Below are 19,430 nucleotides of genomic sequence, written 5' to 3'. Positions count from 1 at the left end.
GGATACACGAAGGGCATCGCGTTGTCACGCGATGCCCTTTGATTTCAGTCGTATAAGATTACTTCTTCACAGCCGCAGCAACTTCGGCGGCAAAGTCACTTTCTTCCCGCTCGATCCCCTCGCCCAGAGCAAAACGAACAAAAGCAGTGATCTTGGCCGGTGCACCGATCGTCTTTTCTGCTTCCTTGAGCGCAGCTTCCACTGTCAGGTCAGGATTGATGACGAATGCCTGTGAGAGAAGCACCACCTCTTCATAGAACTTGCGCATGCGGCCATCGACCATCTTCTCGATGATGTTCTCTGGCTTACCGGACTGACGTGCCTGATCGGCAAAGATCGACTTTTCACGCTCAACCGCGACCGGGTCAACTTCGGCCGAAGTCAATGCGAGTGGGTTCGTCGCAGCAACATGCATCGCCACCTGACGGCCGAACGCCTGTGCGGCGTCCGCGTTACCCGTCGTTTCGATTGCAACCAGCACGCCGAGCTTCCCCAGACCATCGGAAACGCCGTTGTGGATGTAAGTCGCAACAACTCCCTGGCCCACAGTCAAAGCAGCCGAGCGGCGGAAAGATAGGTTCTCACCAATCGTACCAACGGCGTCCTTGATAGTGTCAACAACGGACTTGCCTGAAGAAGGATAGATCGCAGCGGCAACAGCCGAAGTGGAACCATCCGTGGTCAATGCTACGTTGGCGACATTGCGAACGATATCCTGGAACGCGTCGTTGCGGGCAACGAAGTCGGTTTCCGAATTGACTTCAACCACAACGGATTTTGTGCCATTGGAAGCAACACCGACAAGTCCTTCAGCAGCCGTACGGCCAGCCTTCTTGTCAGCCTTGGAGATACCCTTCTTGCGCAGCCAATCGACAGCAGCTTCCATGTCGCCATTGGTTTCTGTGAGGGCTGCCTTGCAGTCCATCATGCCAGCGCCGCTAATTTCGCGAAGTTCTTTTACCTGTGATGCAGAAATGCTCATTGTGTCGCCTCTTCTCAAAGCGAAGGCATACTGGGGAAACCAGCATGCCAACTTTGCGGCGCGTCATGCGCCAATTTGGTGTTTTTAATCACCCGATAAGACGGGTGTATGAAGCCTCAAGCAGAGGCTTCACCTTCCTGTGCAGGAGCCTCTGCCGGGGCTTCCAGTGCCGGCTCAGCAGGAGCTTCTTCCTGGGCACCGACATCGACGCCGAGCGAACCCTGCTGACGCAGAATGCCATCCAGCGCTGCCTTGGCAACGAGATCGCAATAAAGCGAAATGGCACGGGACGCGTCGTCATTGCCCGGGATCGGGAAATCGATCTGGTCAGGATCGCAATTGCTGTCGATAACGGCCACAACCGGAATACCAAGACGCTTGGCTTCCTGAATTGCGATCGCTTCCTTATTGGTGTCGATGATGAAGATGAGATCCGGAATCGAACCCATGTTCTTGATGCCGCCAAGGGCACGGTTGAGCTTCTCGCGTTCGCGATCGAGGTTCAAACGTTCCTTCTTCGTGAAGCCCTGTGCTTCGCCGGAAAGAAGCTCGTCCAGCTTGCGCAGACGCTGAATGGAATTCGAAATCGTCTTCCAGTTGGTCATCATGCCGCCGAGCCAGCGCGCATTGACGTAGTACTGGGCCGAGCGGGTTGCAGCATCGGCAATGATGTCAGAAGCCTGACGCTTGGTTCCAACGAACAGAACGCGGCCGCCCCGGGCAACGGTGTCCGAAACCTTCTTCAACGCAGTGTGAAGCAGGGGAACGGTCTGGGCAAGATCGAGAATGTGAATGTTGTTGCGGTCACCATAAATGTACGGTGCCATTTTCGGGTTCCAGCGATGTGTCTGGTGGCCGAAGTGAACGCCAGCTTCAAGGAGCTGACGCATGCTGAAATCAGGCAATGCCATCTCTTATTTTCCTTTTCCGGTTTAACCTCCACGGAGAAGAGGCGGGAAACCCGCCACCGGAGGCCATATCGGATTTCTCCCGATATCAACCCAAACCCCGTGTGTGGAATGCTGCGGCTGTTAACGGATAATCATGACAAACGCAAGTGCACAGGCGATAAAAGGCAGTCTTCGCGCGCCTGGCCCTTGGGTACACACCTATTTCTTACATTTGGGCATGTCGAACAGCTGCAAGTTGACGAGCTTTCCGGTCATCGAGAAATCGCCATAGTCCATTTTCAAATCGCGGGTAACACCGTTACGATACATCTTGAAATTGATCCGGTAACTCGGAAGCCCTTCGGACTTCTCGCTTTCATCGAAATAGGCAATCGAGACCGGCCAGGTGCTCTCCTTTGCCAGTGGGCCCATATTCCTAATTTCTTCGTCTGAATCGGAAACCGCAGATTTGCCGATAACAACCGTCGTCGCCATTATTTTATCGGCATCTTCCGAACCATCGAACAATTTCGTCTGATAGAAGACTTCGCCGGCGAGAGCTTTCTCGATCAATTGCTGCATGTGCCGCGTCGGGAATTGAGACAACTCAAGGTTTTCCTTGGTTGCTTCGGGTTTCGTCAATGAAATTTCCGTCTTGTCATTTAACAATGCGGCATCGCCACGAACTTCCTTGGTCAGGCTCTGATCAACGAATGTCTTGTTGACGAAGCGGAACTTCCCGCCGTCGCCCGATTCGAATGTCGTCGTTTGCTGATCTGTTACTCGCTGGGGTTGCTCTTCCATGTCAACGCGGGTCACGAAGCGGAAATTCGTCGTATATCCTTCGCAATCAGATCCGTTAAATTCATAGACCATCCGGCCCGTCAGGCCCGTGATACCGCTGCTATCCTGTGCGTTGTCCAGCTTTAGATCATAGATTGCGCGGTGCGGAACAAGCGTCGCCGTTCCAGCGGCGTGTGCCATATTTGAACCAGTCAGACCCAAGGCACCGAGACTGAAAACGAGGGCAGGTAAAACGCGCATAGACAGGATTCTCCAATATTCGAATGCGCATATTAAAAAAACTCTTGGCGGAAGCGAGGCAAAAATCGCAACTTCTTTCACAATCGCTTGCGATTCCGAAACATAAGGAAAATGATCCCATGAGCAGCTCCATAGAAACCCGTCTCCAGGAACTCGGCATTACGCTTCCCGTTGCAGCTGCGCCGGCCGCGAACTACGTCCCATTTACCCGGACCGGGTCACTGCTCCTGACATCCGGACAATTGCCGCTGGCCGACGGAAAACTCGTCCACAACGGGCTCCTGGGCGCTGAACTCAACGTTGCACAGGGTAAGGAAGCGGCAAAAGCCTGTGCGATCAATATACTGGCGCAGGCAAAGGCAGCACTGGGGGACCTCGAGAAAATCACGCGTATCGTAAAAATTACCGTGTTTGTCGCATCGACACCGGATTTTACCGAACAGCATCTGGTTGCCAACGGCGCTTCGGATCTACTTGTTGCCGTCTTGGGGGATGCGGGCCGTCACGCGCGCTCTGCAGTCGGCTCCGCCGCCCTGCCCCTCAATGCGCCGGTTGAAATCGAAGCGATCATCGAGGTTCGTTGAATATGGCCAAGATTGACTGGTTAAAGAAAGTTCCGATCGCGCATCGCGGTTTGCATGATCTCAACAGGGCACGCTGGGAAAACACGCTCTCGGCTTTCGAAGCCGCCGCCAGTGCTGGCTTTGCAATTGAATGCGACGTGCATCTCTCAGCCGACGGCAAAGCGGTTGTATTTCACGACGGCACTTTGGACCGCGTCACTGGCACCCAGGGGAATATTGATGCGTTGACGGCGGAACAGGCTGGCAGGTTGCGCGTCGGTGGAACGAATGATCATGTCCCGACGCTGGCCGAATCCCTTGAACTCATCGCCGGCCGCGTCCCGATTGTTGTCGAGCTGAAAGGCATTCCCGGCCGGGACGACGGGCTAGTCAGCGCTGTTGCCAATGATCTCAAAGAGTACGCCGGTTTAGCTGCCATCATGTCCTTTGACCATCATTTGATCCGGCTTTTTGGCAAGGACGCGCCCGGCATACCAGCAGGCTTGACGGCCGAGGGCCTGCTCGATCGGGAGCTTGAGGCGCATTTCTCGATGCTCGCCCACAATATCGATTTTGTCTCCTACAATGTGCATCATCTCGAAAACCGTTTTGTCGAATTTGTGCGTGCGAGGCTCGGACTGCCTGTCATCTCGTGGACCGTGAGAAATCTGGCCGACAAGGCGGCAAGCGATGCTCTTGTCGATCAGATTACCTTTGAGGGCTTTGATCCGCGGAACGCCTAATGCCTGAGACCCTGCCAAGCTGCCTCTTGTATCGCCGGTCGGAATGCCTAGCTTAAACACAAGGCAGCGAGGCTGATCTTCATCCTGCCGACACAGCCAGGAAGTCAATTTCAAACATGGAAAATCTTCATCGCGGCGATTTCATCTTGCGTGTTTGCGACGGCATTGGTGCATTCACTCAAGAGGAATGGGCGGGCCTCTCCGGGGCGTCTCGCGACGCCGCCGATTACAACCCCTTCCTGTCGCACGCCTTTTTGTCGTCGCTTGAAGACTCTGGCTGTGTCGCTCGCAATGCCGGCTGGCTCCCGCAATTTCTGCGGCTTGAAATTGACAGTGGCACTTTGATTGGCGCTATACCGTGCTATCTGAAAAGTCACAGTCAGGGCGAATATGTCTTCGACCATGGCTGGGCTGATGCATACGAGCGCGCTGGCGGGCGCTACTACCCGAAATTGCAGGCCAGCATTCCCTTCACTCCCGCTACCGGGCCCCGCCTGCTGGTGGACCGGAACTGGAACTCCGGCGCCGTCCGTGTTGCACTTGCCAATGGATTGCGGCAATTGACCGATCAAACCGGAGTCTCGTCGGCACACTCAACCTTTGTAAATGAAGACGACCTACCGGCCTTCACCGGGTCAGGATTTCTCCACCGCATTGATCAGCAGTTTCATTTCTTCAATGAGGGATATGGAAGCTACGACGATTTTCTTGAGACGCTCGCTTCACGCAAACGCAAGGCACTTCGACGTGAGCGGCGGGAAGCGCTTGCTGATGACATCAGCATCGACCGGCTGACGGGCAGTCAAATCACTCAAAGGATCTGGGACGACTTTTTCACCTTCTATATGGATACCGGTAGCCGGAAATGGGGCCGACCCTATCTTAACCGCAAGTTTTACTCTTTGATCGGTGAACGCATGCCTGATGACATCATGCTGGTGATGGCACGGCGTGGCGGGCGCTACATTGCAGGAGCAATCAACTTTATTGGTTCCGACCGGCTCTTCGGCAGACACTGGGGGTGTATCGAGGATCACCGCTTTCTGCATTTCGAGGTCTGCTATCATCAGGCGATCGATTTCGCCATCGAGCGAAAACTGCATATTGTCGAGGCCGGGGCTCAGGGCGAACACAAGTTGGCCCGAGGCTATCTCCCGGTTACAACCCATTCGGTCCACTATATCGCCCATGAGGGCCTGCGGCGCGCGATCAATGACTTTCTGATCCACGAGCGCCGCGACGTGGCGCTGATGAGTGATGTACTGGGCGAACACACTCCATTCAGGAAGTCGGACCATTAGCCGGTCATTTAAGATGGCGATCTTGACTGCCAAGCCCGCCGTGACGAACATTGCATTCATTTCCGGAAAGCCACAGGTGCCATATGAGCCAGCCCTACGACGACAACAATGTATTCGCGAAGATTCTGCGCGGAGAGATCCCCTCGCACAAGCTCTATGAGGACGCGGATACTTTTGCATTCATGGATGTCATGCCACAGGGAAAAGGTCATTGCCTCGCAATAACCAAAACTCCATTCCGCAACATCCTCGATGTCGCGCCAGACAGCCTCGCGGCCGTGATTGCCACGACCCAGAAGCTCGCGCGCGCAGTCAAGACGGCTTTCGACGCCGATGGGGTTACAGTTATGCAATATAACGAGCCTGCTGCCGGACAGACGGTTTTCCACCTGCATTTTCACATTATTCCGCGTTTTGACGGTGTCGCACTCAAGCCCCATACCGGACAGATGGAAGATCAAGGCGTGCTTGCCGCCAATGCCGAAAAAATCAGGCAGGTCCTGCTCAAAACCTGAACTACGGCACCCGAACCGTGGCTTCCTGTTCCAGGCGTGAAGTGGAAACAGGTAACATTCTGGACACCATGAGAGCTAAGCCAAAAACAATAAATCCGGCAAAAACATCAACTAGATGGTGCCCGCCATGCACAAGAATGGCGGGCAGCATCAGGATGTTGACGATGAGAAACAGTGGAAAAACGCGCTTTGTTTGAGCCATGAACCAAACCGCCATACATGCCATTACTGTGTGAAACGACGGAAACGCGATCAACCCGAGTGCATCCTTCGGCGAAAGAAACGACGGGCCATCCAGGGCAAGACGATTGAGTTCGGTCCCATAGGCCGCGCCGACGACAAATGAACGAGCAACCTCTGCAGGGAGAATTTCGAAGGCCGAGGGACCCGAGCTTGGGAAGACAGCCCAGAACGCAATGGCCATTAAAGCTCCGAAAACGCCGGTTAACAGAAACTGGTGCAGACGCTCCCGTTGGCCCAAAAACCCGAGAATGATAAGAATGACAATGAGTTGCGGCAATGAACTCATATAGATGAAGCGTAGGAGGCTTGCGAGCCACGGCAGGGACGCCACGTAGACAACCGCCTCCGGCCACGAATAGTGAAGCATGGCGTCTAATTTGATCAAAAGCGGATCAATCCGGCGATCGCCAACGGGCAAAAGCAGATAGTTGAAGATCGAGCAGCAGATTGTGAAGAGAATGAACAGCCCGGACGCTGTTGTCGCCAGCGCAATTTTTTCTTCCAGACGCTTTGTGCGGTAGAGCTGGCCAATCGCAATGGCGCCAATCCCGATTGCGCACGTTACCCCATAGCCTGTCCAATCGACGCCCACCCCCTTGATCTGGATCAGGATCGCATCGAGCAAGAAGAGCACCACAATGACAGTGGCACAGATTTTTTCTGCAGGGTAAAGGATCATCGTTCAAACCCTAGTTTGGCTCGAACATACCCTGCGTCCGCTTAAAGATGCCTGAATCGGGAATTCACGACAGCAACAGTCCCATAATTAGAATGAACTCGGCGACGATGACACTGACAATAATGCGCCTGCCGAGATAGAGATAGGCCGCGAAGCCCGCCGCTGCGGCGCCAACTCGCAGGAAAACTGATGATTCCGCCAGGGAGCCGCTTGGGTAGAGGATCAATTGGGCGATGACACCGGCGACAAGCGCGGTAGCGACAGCCCGCACAATAACGAGCGCCTCGGAATCTTCGCGTACGCGGCCGCCAATCAATACACCTATGAATCGCCAGATGTCTGTTGGCAGCCAGCCCGCCAGCAGAATAAACAGGTAGGGCCACCACCAATCGGTCAGGCTGGCCCAGGTCATCGTCCCTCGCTCTTTTTCGGGAGCCACCGCACATACCCCATGGTGACTGCCCCTCCGGCAAGGCCGGTCAACAGCAAATCATAGGCAGGTGCAAAAAGGTGGATCAGTGGAAAGAGAAGCAACCCTGAGATCATGGCAATATGGATCGAGTGATCACGCGCCGAACCCCAGAGCGAAGCCAGAAAGTACATTGGCGTGAGAAAAAACAGTGCAGCAAAGACGATGGGCGGGAAATCGGCGGAAAGAAAATACACAATTGCCACAACGAGCGTATTTGTGATCGTCAACGTCATGCCTAAACCGGCAAAATAGCTCGTACGCATGTTGCGCGGAACATGTTGCAGGCGTTCCATGCCGATCACCCATGCCGTCACGGCAATAAAATGCGAAAGAAACAGCAGTGTGAATTTTCGTGTTCTTGATCCGCGCATTTCTGGCACAAAGGCCGCAACCATCGGCATTAGGCGTATCGAAGACAGAGCCACGGCAATTGCCGCACCAAGCAAGGAATAGCCGCCCGAAATCGCGCCAATCAACACGATATTGGCAGGCAGAGCCCAGATCGCGGCGACCATGAAGGTTGCCTGAAAGAGCGACACGCCGTTTTCACTGGCAAACCCGGCAAACCCTACATGTGCCGTCATGAGGATCAAGGCCGGAACGCTGAAGACCAGTGATGCACCCGACAAGAACCACGAGAAACCTGTCCTCGGGTCTGCGACTTCCGCCTGGTGAGAGGGCAATTCAGAATCGGTCATGCATCCAGCGATAAACATAAGAATTGATGCCAGCAAGAAAAAGGCCGCCCAAATGGCGGCCTTTTGTGACTATTTCTTGCGCGGCACTTTGGGCACGGAAGCCTTGCGCGATGGCTGCGCTACCGTTCCGCTTATCGCAAATCCGGCTCCCGCCTTTTCAAGGGCCGGCTTCTTTGACGCTGGCTTTTTTCTCACGACCGGCTTTTTGTCGACCGGAATTTCCTTTTTCGGCTTCACCACCACTTCGTCGGCAATGTAGTCCAGAACGAGGCCCTGCGATCCATCCGGCTTAGGCGCAACCGATACACGCACGGTCCCGCCCTTCTTCAGCTTGCCGAACAGCACCTCATCGGCCAACGGCTTCTTGATATGCTCCTGAATAACGCGAGCCAGCGGACGAGCGCCCATCCGGTCGTCATAACCCTTTTCAGCCAACCATGCGATCGCATCCTGCTGCAGGTCGAACGTCACGCCGCGATCGGCAAGCTGTGCCTCCAGCTGGATAACGAATTTCTGCACCACCTGATGGATAACCGGAACCGGCAGTGCGCCGAAGGGAATGATCGCGTCAAGCCGGTTGCGGAATTCGGGTGTGAACAACCGGTTGATCGCCTCCATGTCATCGCCTTCACGCCTGGACGAGCCGAAACCGATTGCAGCCCTTGCCATGTCCGAAGCACCGGCATTGGTTGTCATGATCAGTATGACATTGCGGAAGTCGATCTGCTTGCCGTTGTGATCCGTCAGCTTGCCATGATCCATGACCTGCAGAAGGATGTTGAACAGGTCCGGATGTGCCTTCTCGATTTCATCCAGCAGCAATACGCAATGCGGATGCTGATCGACGCCATCGGTCAACAAACCGCCCTGATCGAATCCGACGTAGCCGGGAGGCGCACCAAGCAAACGCGAAACCGTATGGCGTTCCATATATTCCGACATGTCGAAACGCAGGAGTTCCACGCCGAGCGACAAAGCCAGTTGCTTGGCGACTTCTGTCTTGCCGACACCAGTCGGACCGGAGAACAGATAGGAACCGATCGGCTTTTCCGGTTCCCGCAAGCCAGCCCGCGCCAGCTTTATCGATGAAGACAGTGCTTCGATGGCAAGATCCTGACCGTAGACGACGCGCTTCAGTTCTGCCTCGAGATTGGACAGCACCGCTTCATCATCTTTCGACACACTCTTGGGCGGAATGCGGGCCATCGTCGCGATCGTCGCCTCGATTTCCTTCACCCCGATTGACTTCTTGCGTTTCGACTCCGGCAGCAACATCTGGCTGGCACCGGTCTCGTCGATCACATCGATTGCCTTATCGGGCAATTTGCGATCATTGATGTAACGGGCCGATAGCTCCACCGCCGATTTAATCGCTTCCACCGTGTATTTGACCTTGTGGAAGTCTTCGAAATACGGCCGCAGTCCTTTCATGATCTCAATTGCATCCGGGATCGACGGTTCATTGACATCGATCTTCTGGAAGCGGCGTACAAGCGCCCTGTCCTTTTCAAAGAACTGCCGGAACTCTTTGTAAGTTGTTGATCCAATGCACCGAATTGCCCCTGAAGAAAGAGCAGGCTTCAGGAGGTTCGATGCATCCATCGCGCCGCCGGACGTGGCGCCTGCGCCGATGATCGTGTGAATCTCGTCAATGAACAGGATTGCACCGGGAAACTCCTCGAGCTCCTTGATGACCTGCTTCAGTCTTTCCTCGAAGTCACCGCGATAGCGGGTTCCGGCAAGTAACGTACCCATGTCCAGCGAGAATACCGTGGCGTCGCTGAGAACATTCGGAACCTTGCCCTCGACAATGCGCTTTGCAAGACCTTCAGCGATGGCAGTTTTGCCGACGCCCGGATCGCCAACATAAAGCGGATTGTTCTTGGAACGGCGACAAAGGATCTGGATCGTGCGGTTAATTTCCTGATCGCGACCGATCAATGGATCGATTTTTCCTGCCTTGGCCCGATCATTCAGATTATTGCAATAGGCTGTGAGCGCGTCCTGTTTCTTCTTGGTGCCCTCTTCAGCCTCCGGAGCGTGGCCCTCCTCATTATTGCTCTCGGTACCAAGCGGTGTGCGCGGCTCGGATGCACCGGGGCGTTTCGAGATGCCATGCGAAATATAATTGACCGCATCGTAACGGGTCATCTGCTGTTCCTGGAGAAAGAAAGCCGCATGGCTCTCCCGCTCGGCAAAAATAGCCACGAGGACGTTAGCCCCGGTTACCTCTTCGCGGTTGGATGACTGAACATGAATTACCGCACGCTGAATGACCCGCTGGAATGCCGCGGTAGGTTTCGAATCCTCATCATAGCCTGTAACGAGGTTATCCAGTTCATGATCGACATAATCGGTCACGGTGCGGGTCAATTGCGCGAGATCCACATTGCAGGCGCGCATGACACTGCTTGCGTCCTGATCATCGATCAATGCAAGAAGCAAATGCTCAAGCGTTGCATACTCGTGATGATGCTCGTTCGCAATTGTCAGCGCCTGATGGAGGGCCCGCTCCAGACTAGGTGAGAAAGATGGCATGAAACCTCACTTTTTCTCCATCACGCATTGCAGCGGATGTTGGTTTTGCCGCGCATAGTCCATGACTTGTGTCATCTTGGACTCCGCGACCTCATAGGTAAAGACACCACATTCTCCGACCCCATGATTATGCACATGAAGCATGATGCGTGTAGCATCTTCTCTGTTCTTCTGGAAAAACCGCTCCAGAACGTGAATGACGAATTCCATAGGTGTGTAATCGTCATTGAGAAGCAACACGCGATAAAGGCTCGGCTTTTTGAGTTTGGGTTTGGTCCGGGTTATCACGGCCGTACCCCGGCCGGGCCCGTTGCCGCTCCCCTTGTCCTCGTCTTGCATGATGGGTGACAACCGCTTCATCTCATCCGATACCCGCATCCTGATCGTTATGTCGCTCACTGCATTCTATGTAGGTCGCTACGGGCTAATTTTAAGCCCTCTCATAAAGCTTGCAATATCAAGTTGCAGTTGCACAGTCAGAATTGACGTCCCGGAACAAAAAAAGTCCGGTTGCGCGGGCAACCGGACTTTTAAATGCGCTCATAGAAACGTTGCGCTTACTTCGCAACCTTCGCTACGACGGCTTCATAGGGCTTGTATGCCTCTTTTGCCAAGTCGGCATAGAGCTCGCCAAACTTGGTTGCCTGAGCGATAAAGTTTTCATAAGCCTTCTTGGAAAACACGCTGTGGGTTTCGAATGCCTGTTCGGGTGACTTCGTGGAAGCAAGCTTCTCGATCAACGCGGTACCCTCCTCAAAAGACTTCTTGGAGTAGTCTGCCGCTTCGTTTGCGATGGTCTGCAGCCCTTGCGAAAGAGCTGAAACGCTCTTCATCGCGCTGTTGACGAATTCCTTGCTGGAATCATTCAGGGTTTCGAATGGAGTTGCCATGGTGGATCCTTCCACGTGTTTAATTTTCTGGTGGGGCTGATGTAGTGTGCACTGCACAAAATGTCAAATTTATTGTGCACTGCAATATTTTCATAAAAATTAATCCAATAGCCACGGAAAACGTGAACGGCCCGGTTACCATAAACAGTTTGGTAACGCTGATACGGATAAAGTCCAGAAATTCGCTCTGGTGCTTCAGATCGTCAATTCAGTTCCCTACACGCATATCGAGCAGGTGTTGATTGTGCTTTACCCGGCCCGCCAAAGTTACACGTTAATCAAGAAAATGGCTCACGCATTCGTTGCTTTGGCGATGGTCTCGGGAATAAGCCTCTCCGCTACTGCCGAGGCAGTGGCCGAGACAAGGGCTGCCGCCATTGTGGTCGATGCCAATACCGGCAAGACGCTCTATTCGTCTAATGCAGACGCACAGCGCTTTCCTGCATCGCTGACGAAAATGATGACGCTGTATATGCTGTTTGATGCAATGGCGGCGGGTAAGGTTTCCAAGTCCACACCCATTCCAGTTTCCGCATACGCAGCAAGCCAGCCGCCGACGAAGATCGGATTTCGCCCGGGGCAATCCATCAGCGCGGAGGCTGCAATCCTCTCGCTGATTACCAAATCGGCGAACGACTCAGCAACCGCGATTGCCGAATATCTTGGCGGATCGGAACAGCGGTTCGCGGTCATGATGACCAACAAGGCCCGGCAGCTTGGAATGCGCAACACCCAGTTCCGCAATGCCAATGGGTTGCCAGACCCGCAGCAGCGGTCCTCAGCGCGTGACCTGGCGATGCTCGGCATCGCACTTCGCGAGCATTTTCCGCAGTATTATGACTATTTCTCGACCCGCAGTTTCAGCTATCGCGGTCGCCGTATTGTTGGTCATAATCGCCTCCTCGGCAAGGTGCGCGGCGTCGACGGCATCAAGACAGGTTATACTCGCGCCTCGGGCTTCAACCTGGTGAGTTCAGTGAATGTGGACGGCAAGAAACTTGTTGCAGTCGTGATGGGCGGAACAAGCGGTGGCTCGCGCGACGCGCAAATGGCGAGGCTGATCGAACAGTATCTCCCGGCGGCGTCACGTCGCGATGGCGGCAATCTCATTGCCTCGCGTAAGAATAGCAAGGTCAACGTAGCAGCGCTCGAACTACCAGAGAGTGCAGACGTTCCTGTTCCAGTTCAACGCGAGCGGGTTGTGGCTCAACCTGCAGATGTAATTACGGCTTATGCAGAACCCGCTCCGGCACCCTCGCCGGTTGCGCAAGTTCTCGCCGTTCCTGCACCGTCGCCCAAGGCTGAGGTAGCTGAAGGGGACACAACGGACGTCGATCCCGTAACAACCGCATCTGCTTCAGCCGGTGGCTGGATGGTGCAAATTGCCTCTGTCGGCAGCTCTGAGGAAGCCAAGGCGATGCTCGCCAAGGCCGCTGCGCAGACCGGTGATCCAATCGCCGCGCTGTCGCCTTATACGGAAAAATTTCAAAAGGGATCGACTACCTACCACCGCGCGCGGTTTGCCGGAATCTCGTCTGCCAAAGCCGCCAACGACGCATGCACTGCACTGAAGCGCCAGAAATTCAACTGCTTTGCGATTGCGCCGCAATCGTAAGGCACGATCAGAAAGACCCCGATTGTATAGTGTAAAGGGTTTTGCGAATGTCCAGTATAACCGATATGCATGGCCCAACGGGCCACATGAACAGAGAAACAAAGCCGCTGTTTGGTGGCATGCAGGTATTGCAGCAGGCTGCTTTGCGCCTGGCTGATTTGCGCCACGGCAATGCAGCTTTCAAGACTATGGATATTGTGAATGTACTGCTTTGCCAGGCCGCAAGGACACGGCGTGCTGCCATGCCGCCGGCCCGGCTGCGCATACGCTCCGAAAGCCGCAACGGCGTTTCGGCGGTGAGACTGCGAATTTCCTGATTGCTGCCCTAAAGCAGGCCCAAGGATGCGAGTTCGTTGCGCAGTTCCGGCGGTAGTTTTGCTCGCCCCGCCTTGCCCTGCCCTTCATCGATCGGAGCATCGTCGCTTGTCAGGTAGCGCCATCCCTGAAATGCCCGGCGCGGCTGCCACTCTGTTGGAATGATCCGCGGCTCGAGCACCAGATGGCACCGCGAAATCCCTTCATCGTCAGTAAAGGTCCTGATATCGGTCAATCGCTGCCGGCATTGGATGTTGCCCTTGATGACCCAATACAACGATCCGCCATCAAGTAGTTCCTCAACGCGCTTCGGTACCATGCGCGTCGTATGAAACTGTTCGGCCGACAGGCCGGCCCTTCTACGCTCTTCAAGGCGAAAATCGATCCATGCCGCCAAATCTTCAATTGCGGTGCAGCCGACACAGAGTTTTACCAGATTGAGAGCCATTCCAAAGCATTTACGCTTTCGGGTTGAGACGTCAACCATAACCCGCGACTTCTCCACAAAGCCATTGGGAGCGGCACTCCGCCGCCGCTCCTGACGACAAGCCTTTCAGCCAGTTAACTTGTCGTGGCCGGGAGTGCTGTTTCCCCCAAGTGGCGTTTGGTCACCACCGAATGGAATTCCGGCGCGACAATCGGCACTTCAACGCCATTTTTGTCATAAAGCTTCCCGTTGAGGAAATAGTCTCCGTCATGTAGCAAGGCAACGTCTTGATACCGGAGGGTACGCTCCGTGCCGGCAACAAAAACCGACTGTTGATCGGAGTTGCCTGCGGTCAGGTGGTTGAACACCAGGTTGAGCGCAATTGCCATAATGGCCGCCGAGCTGATGCCGGAATGGAAGATCGTCGCAAACCACGTGGGGAACTGATCGTAGAAGCTCGGTGATGCGATCGGTATCATGCCGAACCCGATAGAGGTTGCTACGATAATCAGGTTCATGTTGTTTCGGTAGTCCACCTTGGACAACGTCCGTATGCCGCTCGCAGCGACCGTGCCAAACAGAACAATACCAGCACCACCCAAAACAGCGCTCGGGACCGCGGCAACGATCCTGCCCATGACTGGCAACAGACCCAGCGTCACCAGAACTAGACCGCCAGTTGCCACCACATACCGGCTCTTTATCCCCGTTACAGCAACCAGGCCGACATTCTGGGCAAATGCACTTTGGGTGAAGGAGCCGAAGATTGGTGCAATCAGACTTGAAAGCATATCCGCGCGCAAACCATCGCCGAGCCGGCGCGAGTCCACCTTGGTTTCGATGATTTCACCCACCGCTAAAATATCCGCTGACGTTTCCACCAAGGTCACCATGATCACGATGAACATTGAGACAATTGCTGCGATTTGAAACGAGGGATAGCCAAAATGAAATAATGACGGCAGCGCCAGAAATGCCCCTTCACCCACCTTCGAGAAATCTGTCATCCCAAGGCAAAGGGCAAGGACTGTTCCGATTATCATCGCCAAGAGAATTGAGAGCCTCGAAACAGTCGCGCTCCCGACCTTGCTCAGCAAGAGCACGATGACAAGAGTCGTAGCAGCCAGGCCGATATTAGCCATGCTGCCAAAGCCGGGTGCATTGCTGTTTCCACCCATGGCCCAGCGGGCAGCAACCGGCATCAAGGTCAAGCCGATCGTGGTGATCACGATTCCTGTGACCAGTGGTGGAAAAAATCTCGTGATCCGGGAAAATACCGGAGTAATCAGCAGCCCTATGAGCGAGGCAGCCATAACGGCTCCCAGCACCGACTCCATCCCTCCGTTCCCGGAAATAGCCACCATCGTCGCCACTCCGGAGAATGAAACGCCTTGAACCAGCGGCAACTGGCAGCCAAAGAAGGGCAAACCGATCGTTTGCAGGATTGTGGCCAAGCCGCCAGCAAAAAGAGACGCGGTGATCAACAAGCCGATTTCGCTCGATGACAAGCCCGCAGCCTGACCGAGGATGAGCGGAACTGCTATGATCCCCCCATACATCGTCAACACGTGTTGCAGTCCATAAGCCAGGTTGGCTCCGATGCCTAGATTTTCGTCTTCCGGTCGCTGTCGTAACGATTTCGCAATTGAGTTTGATGCCAAGGTAGTGTCCTCCCAATACCTTTATGCAGCCCAACCAGATTTTGCTGATCAGGCGGGAGGAAACTATGGCAGCTTTTTGGGCGCTGACTGTATTTGATTTATTGAAACTGTTTCCGGCAGGACGCAGGTATTGGCCAGCATACGGGAATATTTTTCAGCATTCCACCACGTTCACAGCCAAACCCCCAAGACTGGTCTCTTTGTAGCGTTCGTTCATATCCACACCGGTCTGGCGCATCGTTTCAATACAGGCATCCAGCGGAACGAAATGCGTGCCGTCGCCTTTGACCGCCAGCGATGCTGCCGTAACGGCCTTCACTGCCCCGAGCGCATTGCGTTCGATACACGGCACCTGGACCAGTCCAGCGACCGGGTCGCAGGTCATGCCGAGGTGATGTTCGAGCGCGATTTCGGCGGCATTCTCGATCTGCTCTGGGGTTCCACCAAGCACCGCCGCAAGGCCCGCGGCAGCCATGGCCGAGGCGGAGCCTACTTCGCCCTGACAGCCGACCTCTGCCCCGGATATCGACGCGTTATGCTTGATCACGCCGCCGATTGCGGCGGACGTCAGCAGGAAGTCGCGAATGCCATTCTCGTCGGCATCGTCGTGGAAATGCAAGTAATAGCGTAGAACCGCGGGGACAACGCCGGCGGCGCCGTTGGTCGGTGCAGTCACAACCCGTCCACCCGCCGCATTCTCTTCATTGACCGCCATCGCGTAGACCGACAGCCAGTCATTGGCGAGCAGCGGGTTGATGCGATTCTGGCGCCATTCCTCCTGCAGGCGGTCGTGCAGGTAACGGGCGCGTCGCTTGACCTTGAGTCCGCCGGGCATAATGCCTTCCTGTTCCAAACCGCGATCGATACACGAACGCATGGCCGACCATATGCGGTCCAAACCCGCATTCAGTTCGTCACGACTCATGAAGACTTCTTCATTTTGCCGCTTCATCTCGGCGATCGACAAGCCGCTATCCTTGGCCATGCGCATCATCTGAGCGGCATTGATAAAGGGAAATGGAACTGGAACTTCCGCTTTGGGCGCCGTGCGCGTTTTTGCCGACTCGAGCTCTTCCTCCGTCACGACAAACCCGCCGCCAATCGAATAGAAGATACGGCGCAGCAGCAGCCGGTCGTCGACATCATAGGCTTCAAATGCCATACCGTTCGCATGCCCCGGCAAAGGCGTACGCCGATCCATGATAAGGTCTGTTGCGGGGTCGAACCGATAGGAGGGGTGGCCTGCAGGCGAGATGCGCTTATTCTGCTTGACCGTCTCGAGTAATGCATCCATCTCGTTTGGATCGACGGTCGCGGGCAACAGTCCGCAGAGGCCGAGAATGACGGCACGGTCCGTCGCATGACCGATGCCAGTGAAGGCGAGTGAGCCATGCAAATGAACGCGTAACCTATCGACCTTGACGCCGGTCGGCCTCGGCCATTGGCCGTTCTTGAGTTCTTCGAGGAACTGGCCGCCAGCAGTCATTGGCCCCATGGTGTGGGAACTTGAAGGACCAATGCCGATTTTATACAGATCAAAAACCGACAGAAACATCCGGCTACCTTACTCGAGTGAAATCGATCGCAATCATAATGGCTGGTTGCCGGCAATTGCCGCAGCCCGCCACCGACCTTGGCTTGCGTTTCTACGACATAGGCCGGTAAAGCAAAAGCCAAAAGAATTGCGCATAAAAACCCTGCTCACTTCCAAACGGATTGACCGCTTACGACATTTGCGAACCGGGCGAATTGACGTACATTCGCCATCAACAGTTGCGCATCATTGAGAGAAGAAATGGAAGCTGCCCCAACTACATCCTATTGGCTCGATGTCCTGGCTCTGGTCTATTTCTTCATCGTCTGGGCACTCTACTCTCATACCACAGCCAACGGCTTCGCCGGCAGAAAATCGCTGACTTACGAAATGAACCAGGCAAGGCACCAGTGGATGGCGACGATGTCGACGCGCGAACTACGCATGATCGACACCAGCATCATGATCGGTTTGCAGCAAGGCACCGGCTTTTTTGCATCGACATCGATTCTGGCCATTGGCGGCTGCTTCGGACTGCTCAACTCGTCGGGCCGTGTTCTCACCTTGTTTCATGATCTGCCGTTGTTGGGCGAGACGACCCAACAATTGTTTGAAACGAAGATTCTCGGACTACTCGTGCTTTTTGCCTATGCCTTCTTCAAATTCGCCTGGTCCTACCGGCTCTTCAATTATTGCTCGATACTGATCGGCGGCGTGCCTATGGCGCGTGACAAAGGGCCGGACGACCCAATCGTCATTGCCAGCATCAATCGCGCTGCGGGAATCAATATTCAGGCTGGCCAGCATTTCAACAGCGGCCTGCGCGGTATTTTCTTTTCCATCGGCTATCTCGGCTGGTTTCTGCACCCTTTGGTCTTCATGATCACGACGACACTGGTTGCTATCGTTCTCTTACGCCGGCAGTTCTTTTCAACTGCACGCGATGTGCTAATGCGAAACGGTGTAACTTCCGATTACAGTCCTCGTGGCAAATAGCGCCACACAAAGATCGCCGTGAAGACCATCAGGCCGGCGAGCGCAATGAAGATCGCACCAAGCTGGAAAAACGTCAGAATGAATGAATAGAAGAAAGCGGGCAATATTTCGGAAAAATCGAGATATGTTCGATAGACGGCTGTCATCTGCGCCCGTTCGTGCGGGTGGACCGCGCGTATGAACGTCGTAGATCCGAGTGTATCGAGCGCGACACAGAAAAACGCCCCGGCAAGAAGCATTATCGCCGCCAACATCGGGAAGCTTTCGCCAGCGAGCCCTGCTCCAATCAAAGCCACAGCGAGCAATACGAACACGCCGGATATCGTGCGGGTCAGACCTTTGGCCATGCCAACCTTCCCCCAAAGAATGGAGCCGAGCAGGAAAAGATTGCCAAGTGAAACCAGAAGCCCGCCAGCGAGGGTTCCCTGCCCCGTCGCCACCATCAAAATGGGACCGTAGACGAAGAAAGTACTCCAATAGCAGGAACGCGAAAACGCAATCAGCCAAGCCAGCCGGAGCCGCGGCTGCACAACGAAGCGGCGCACATTGGCTATCGGATTGGCTGGACGGCTTGGCCCCTTCTGCAACGCCGGATTGTCGCTGAGTCGGAAATACCAGAACAGCGTCAGCAACAGCAGCGAAAATCCGATCGACAGAAGGAACGGCGCAACCATTCCAACCCGTGTGTAGAGGAGAACGCCGAGAAACGGCCCGCCGGTCCACGCGAGGGTAGCCGTTGCCATCCGCACGGACTCAGCGCGGACCAGCTCGCCCTTCTTGATGTGATCCATGATGTAGAGGCTGAGTGTAATCGATAGAGTTCCGGCGCCAAACGTACGCAGAAACAGCCCTGCCGCCTGCCCAGGCAACGTGTCGAGCGCAAATGCGCAGCAACCCAGCATCAGCGATGTCGCACCGGCAGTATAGACCCATCTACGCGGGATGCGCACGATCAACAGCGGAATCGACAACGTTGAAATCAATCCGAGAAGAGACATACACGTATAGAGAATGCTGACCCCGCGCTCGCTCTGCATCAAATCGTATGTCTGGATCGGAACGACACTGGTAATGATCGCCCGGGCCATCGATTCAATGCCGAAAAGGATTGCGAACACCCGCGCCGTGGGACGCTTGGCTGTGGTAATCCAAATGGGGTGGCGGACCTGATTGATCACTGAGATGACTTTGGGGGCACTGATTCGAACGGCGCCACGAGTTTCGGACGCGAGCTTGTGGATAGCAGTCAATCAAGCGACATAATATGTCCGTTTCATAGAAACCGTTGAAATATGTGCGGAAAGCGTTCCGTTGCTTTTAGGGG

Annotated in this window: 20 protein-coding genes; 7 read left to right on the top strand and 13 right to left on the bottom strand. The window is 54.8% G+C overall.

What is annotated here, in order from left to right; genetic code table 11:
- Positions 1–58 precede the first annotated feature (58 nt).
- The 3 genes from tsf to CU103_RS16665 all read right to left on the bottom strand — a co-directional run bounded on the left by tsf (position 59) and on the right by CU103_RS16665 (position 2,916).
- Entirely contained in the window at positions 59–982 is a 924-nt protein-coding gene (gene tsf, locus CU103_RS16675) for a translation elongation factor Ts (protein WP_106665156.1), read from the bottom strand.
- Positions 983–1,098: 116 nt separating this feature from the next.
- Complete coding sequence (gene rpsB, locus CU103_RS16670; protein WP_106665155.1) at positions 1,099–1,893, bottom strand: 30S ribosomal protein S2; 795 nt, start codon at positions 1,891–1,893, stop codon at positions 1,099–1,101.
- Positions 1,894–2,091: 198 nt separating this feature from the next.
- A complete protein-coding gene (locus CU103_RS16665; RefSeq protein WP_106665154.1) occupies positions 2,092–2,916 on the bottom strand; it encodes a cell envelope integrity EipB family protein in 825 nt (274 codons plus the stop codon).
- Between the two features lie 119 nt (positions 2,917–3,035).
- On the opposite strand from CU103_RS16665, the gene CU103_RS16660 reads away from it, so the two are divergent.
- The 4 genes from CU103_RS16660 (at position 3,036) to CU103_RS16645 (ending at position 6,038) form a co-directional block, all read left to right on the top strand.
- Positions 3,036–3,500, top strand: coding sequence for a RidA family protein (locus CU103_RS16660; RefSeq protein ID WP_106665153.1), 465 nt, complete (start codon positions 3,036–3,038; stop codon positions 3,498–3,500).
- 2 nt (positions 3,501–3,502) lie between these two features.
- Positions 3,503–4,222, top strand: coding sequence for a glycerophosphodiester phosphodiesterase (locus CU103_RS16655; RefSeq protein ID WP_106665152.1), 720 nt, complete (start codon positions 3,503–3,505; stop codon positions 4,220–4,222).
- A 116-nt stretch (positions 4,223–4,338) separates the two neighbouring features.
- Positions 4,339–5,523: a GNAT family N-acetyltransferase gene (locus CU103_RS16650; protein ID WP_106665151.1), complete on the top strand. Its 1,185-nt coding sequence runs from the start codon at positions 4,339–4,341 to the stop codon at positions 5,521–5,523.
- An 83-nt stretch (positions 5,524–5,606) separates the two neighbouring features.
- The gene (locus CU103_RS16645) at positions 5,607–6,038 is read left to right on the top strand and encodes an HIT family protein (RefSeq protein ID WP_106665150.1); all 432 of its coding nucleotides are present in this window, start codon (positions 5,607–5,609) and stop codon (positions 6,036–6,038) included.
- Position 6,039: 1 nt separating this feature from the next.
- Here the strand turns inward: CU103_RS16645 and CU103_RS16640 are convergent, their stop codons facing one another.
- The 6 genes from CU103_RS16640 to CU103_RS16615 form a co-directional block, all read right to left on the bottom strand.
- A complete protein-coding gene (locus CU103_RS16640; protein ID WP_106665149.1) occupies positions 6,040–6,960 on the bottom strand; it encodes a phosphatase PAP2 family protein in 921 nt (306 codons plus the stop codon).
- A 64-nt stretch (positions 6,961–7,024) separates the two neighbouring features.
- A complete protein-coding gene (locus CU103_RS16635) occupies positions 7,025–7,372 on the bottom strand; it encodes an AzlD domain-containing protein (RefSeq protein WP_106665148.1) in 348 nt (115 codons plus the stop codon).
- Positions 7,369–8,130, bottom strand: a complete 762-nt coding sequence (locus CU103_RS16630; RefSeq protein ID WP_106665265.1) for an AzlC family ABC transporter permease — start codon at positions 8,128–8,130, stop codon at positions 7,369–7,371. Before CU103_RS16630 ends, CU103_RS16635 begins: the two co-directional genes overlap by 4 nt.
- Positions 8,131–8,199: 69 nt before the next feature.
- Positions 8,200–10,668, bottom strand: a complete 2,469-nt coding sequence (gene clpA / locus CU103_RS16625) for an ATP-dependent Clp protease ATP-binding subunit ClpA (protein WP_106665147.1) — start codon at positions 10,666–10,668, stop codon at positions 8,200–8,202.
- A 6-nt stretch (positions 10,669–10,674) separates the two neighbouring features.
- On the bottom strand, positions 10,675–11,028 hold the full coding sequence (clpS, locus tag CU103_RS16620; RefSeq protein WP_106665264.1) for an ATP-dependent Clp protease adapter ClpS: 354 nt from the start codon (positions 11,026–11,028) through the stop codon (positions 10,675–10,677).
- A 197-nt stretch (positions 11,029–11,225) separates the two neighbouring features.
- Positions 11,226–11,558: a phasin family protein gene (locus tag CU103_RS16615; protein WP_106665146.1), complete on the bottom strand. Its 333-nt coding sequence runs from the start codon at positions 11,556–11,558 to the stop codon at positions 11,226–11,228.
- A 286-nt stretch (positions 11,559–11,844) separates the two neighbouring features.
- On the opposite strand from CU103_RS16615, the gene CU103_RS16610 reads away from it, so the two are divergent.
- Both CU103_RS16610 and CU103_RS16605 read left to right on the top strand, forming a co-directional pair.
- A complete protein-coding gene (locus tag CU103_RS16610) occupies positions 11,845–13,173 on the top strand; it encodes an SPOR domain-containing protein (protein ID WP_106665263.1) in 1,329 nt (442 codons plus the stop codon).
- Positions 13,174–13,220: 47 nt separating this feature from the next.
- Entirely contained in the window at positions 13,221–13,490 is a 270-nt protein-coding gene (locus tag CU103_RS16605; protein WP_106665145.1) for a hypothetical protein, read from the top strand.
- Between the two features lie 8 nt (positions 13,491–13,498).
- Here the strand turns inward: CU103_RS16605 and CU103_RS16600 are convergent, their stop codons facing one another.
- The 3 genes from CU103_RS16600 to CU103_RS16590 all read right to left on the bottom strand — a co-directional run bounded on the left by CU103_RS16600 (position 13,499) and on the right by CU103_RS16590 (position 17,131).
- Positions 13,499–13,936: a DUF1489 family protein gene (locus CU103_RS16600; protein ID WP_106665262.1), complete on the bottom strand. Its 438-nt coding sequence runs from the start codon at positions 13,934–13,936 to the stop codon at positions 13,499–13,501.
- Between the two features lie 113 nt (positions 13,937–14,049).
- Positions 14,050–15,576: a nucleobase:cation symporter-2 family protein gene (locus tag CU103_RS16595; protein WP_106665144.1), complete on the bottom strand. Its 1,527-nt coding sequence runs from the start codon at positions 15,574–15,576 to the stop codon at positions 14,050–14,052.
- A 154-nt stretch (positions 15,577–15,730) separates the two neighbouring features.
- A complete protein-coding gene (locus CU103_RS16590; protein ID WP_106665143.1) occupies positions 15,731–17,131 on the bottom strand; it encodes an L-serine ammonia-lyase in 1,401 nt (466 codons plus the stop codon).
- Positions 17,132–17,371: 240 nt separating this feature from the next.
- Between CU103_RS16590 and CU103_RS16585 the strand changes: the two genes are divergently transcribed.
- Positions 17,372–18,106 carry a DUF599 domain-containing protein gene (locus CU103_RS16585; RefSeq protein WP_106665142.1) on the top strand — a complete coding sequence of 245 codons (735 nt, stop codon included), beginning with the start codon at positions 17,372–17,374 and terminating at the stop codon, positions 18,104–18,106.
- Here the strand turns inward: CU103_RS16585 and CU103_RS16580 are convergent.
- Positions 18,085–19,284 (bottom strand): MFS transporter, encoded by a 1,200-nt coding sequence (locus CU103_RS16580; RefSeq protein WP_106665261.1) that lies wholly within the window; start codon positions 19,282–19,284, stop codon positions 18,085–18,087. The genes CU103_RS16585 and CU103_RS16580 overlap by 22 nt on opposite strands.
- Positions 19,285–19,430 lie beyond the last annotated feature (146 nt).

Origin of the sequence: Phyllobacterium sophorae (assembly GCF_003010965.1) — a bacterium.
Classification (GTDB): Bacteria; Pseudomonadota; Alphaproteobacteria; order Rhizobiales; family Rhizobiaceae; genus Phyllobacterium; species Phyllobacterium sophorae.
The sequence above is the reverse complement of the archived record's forward strand: the minus strand, read 5'-3'. Positions and strand labels throughout refer to the sequence as shown.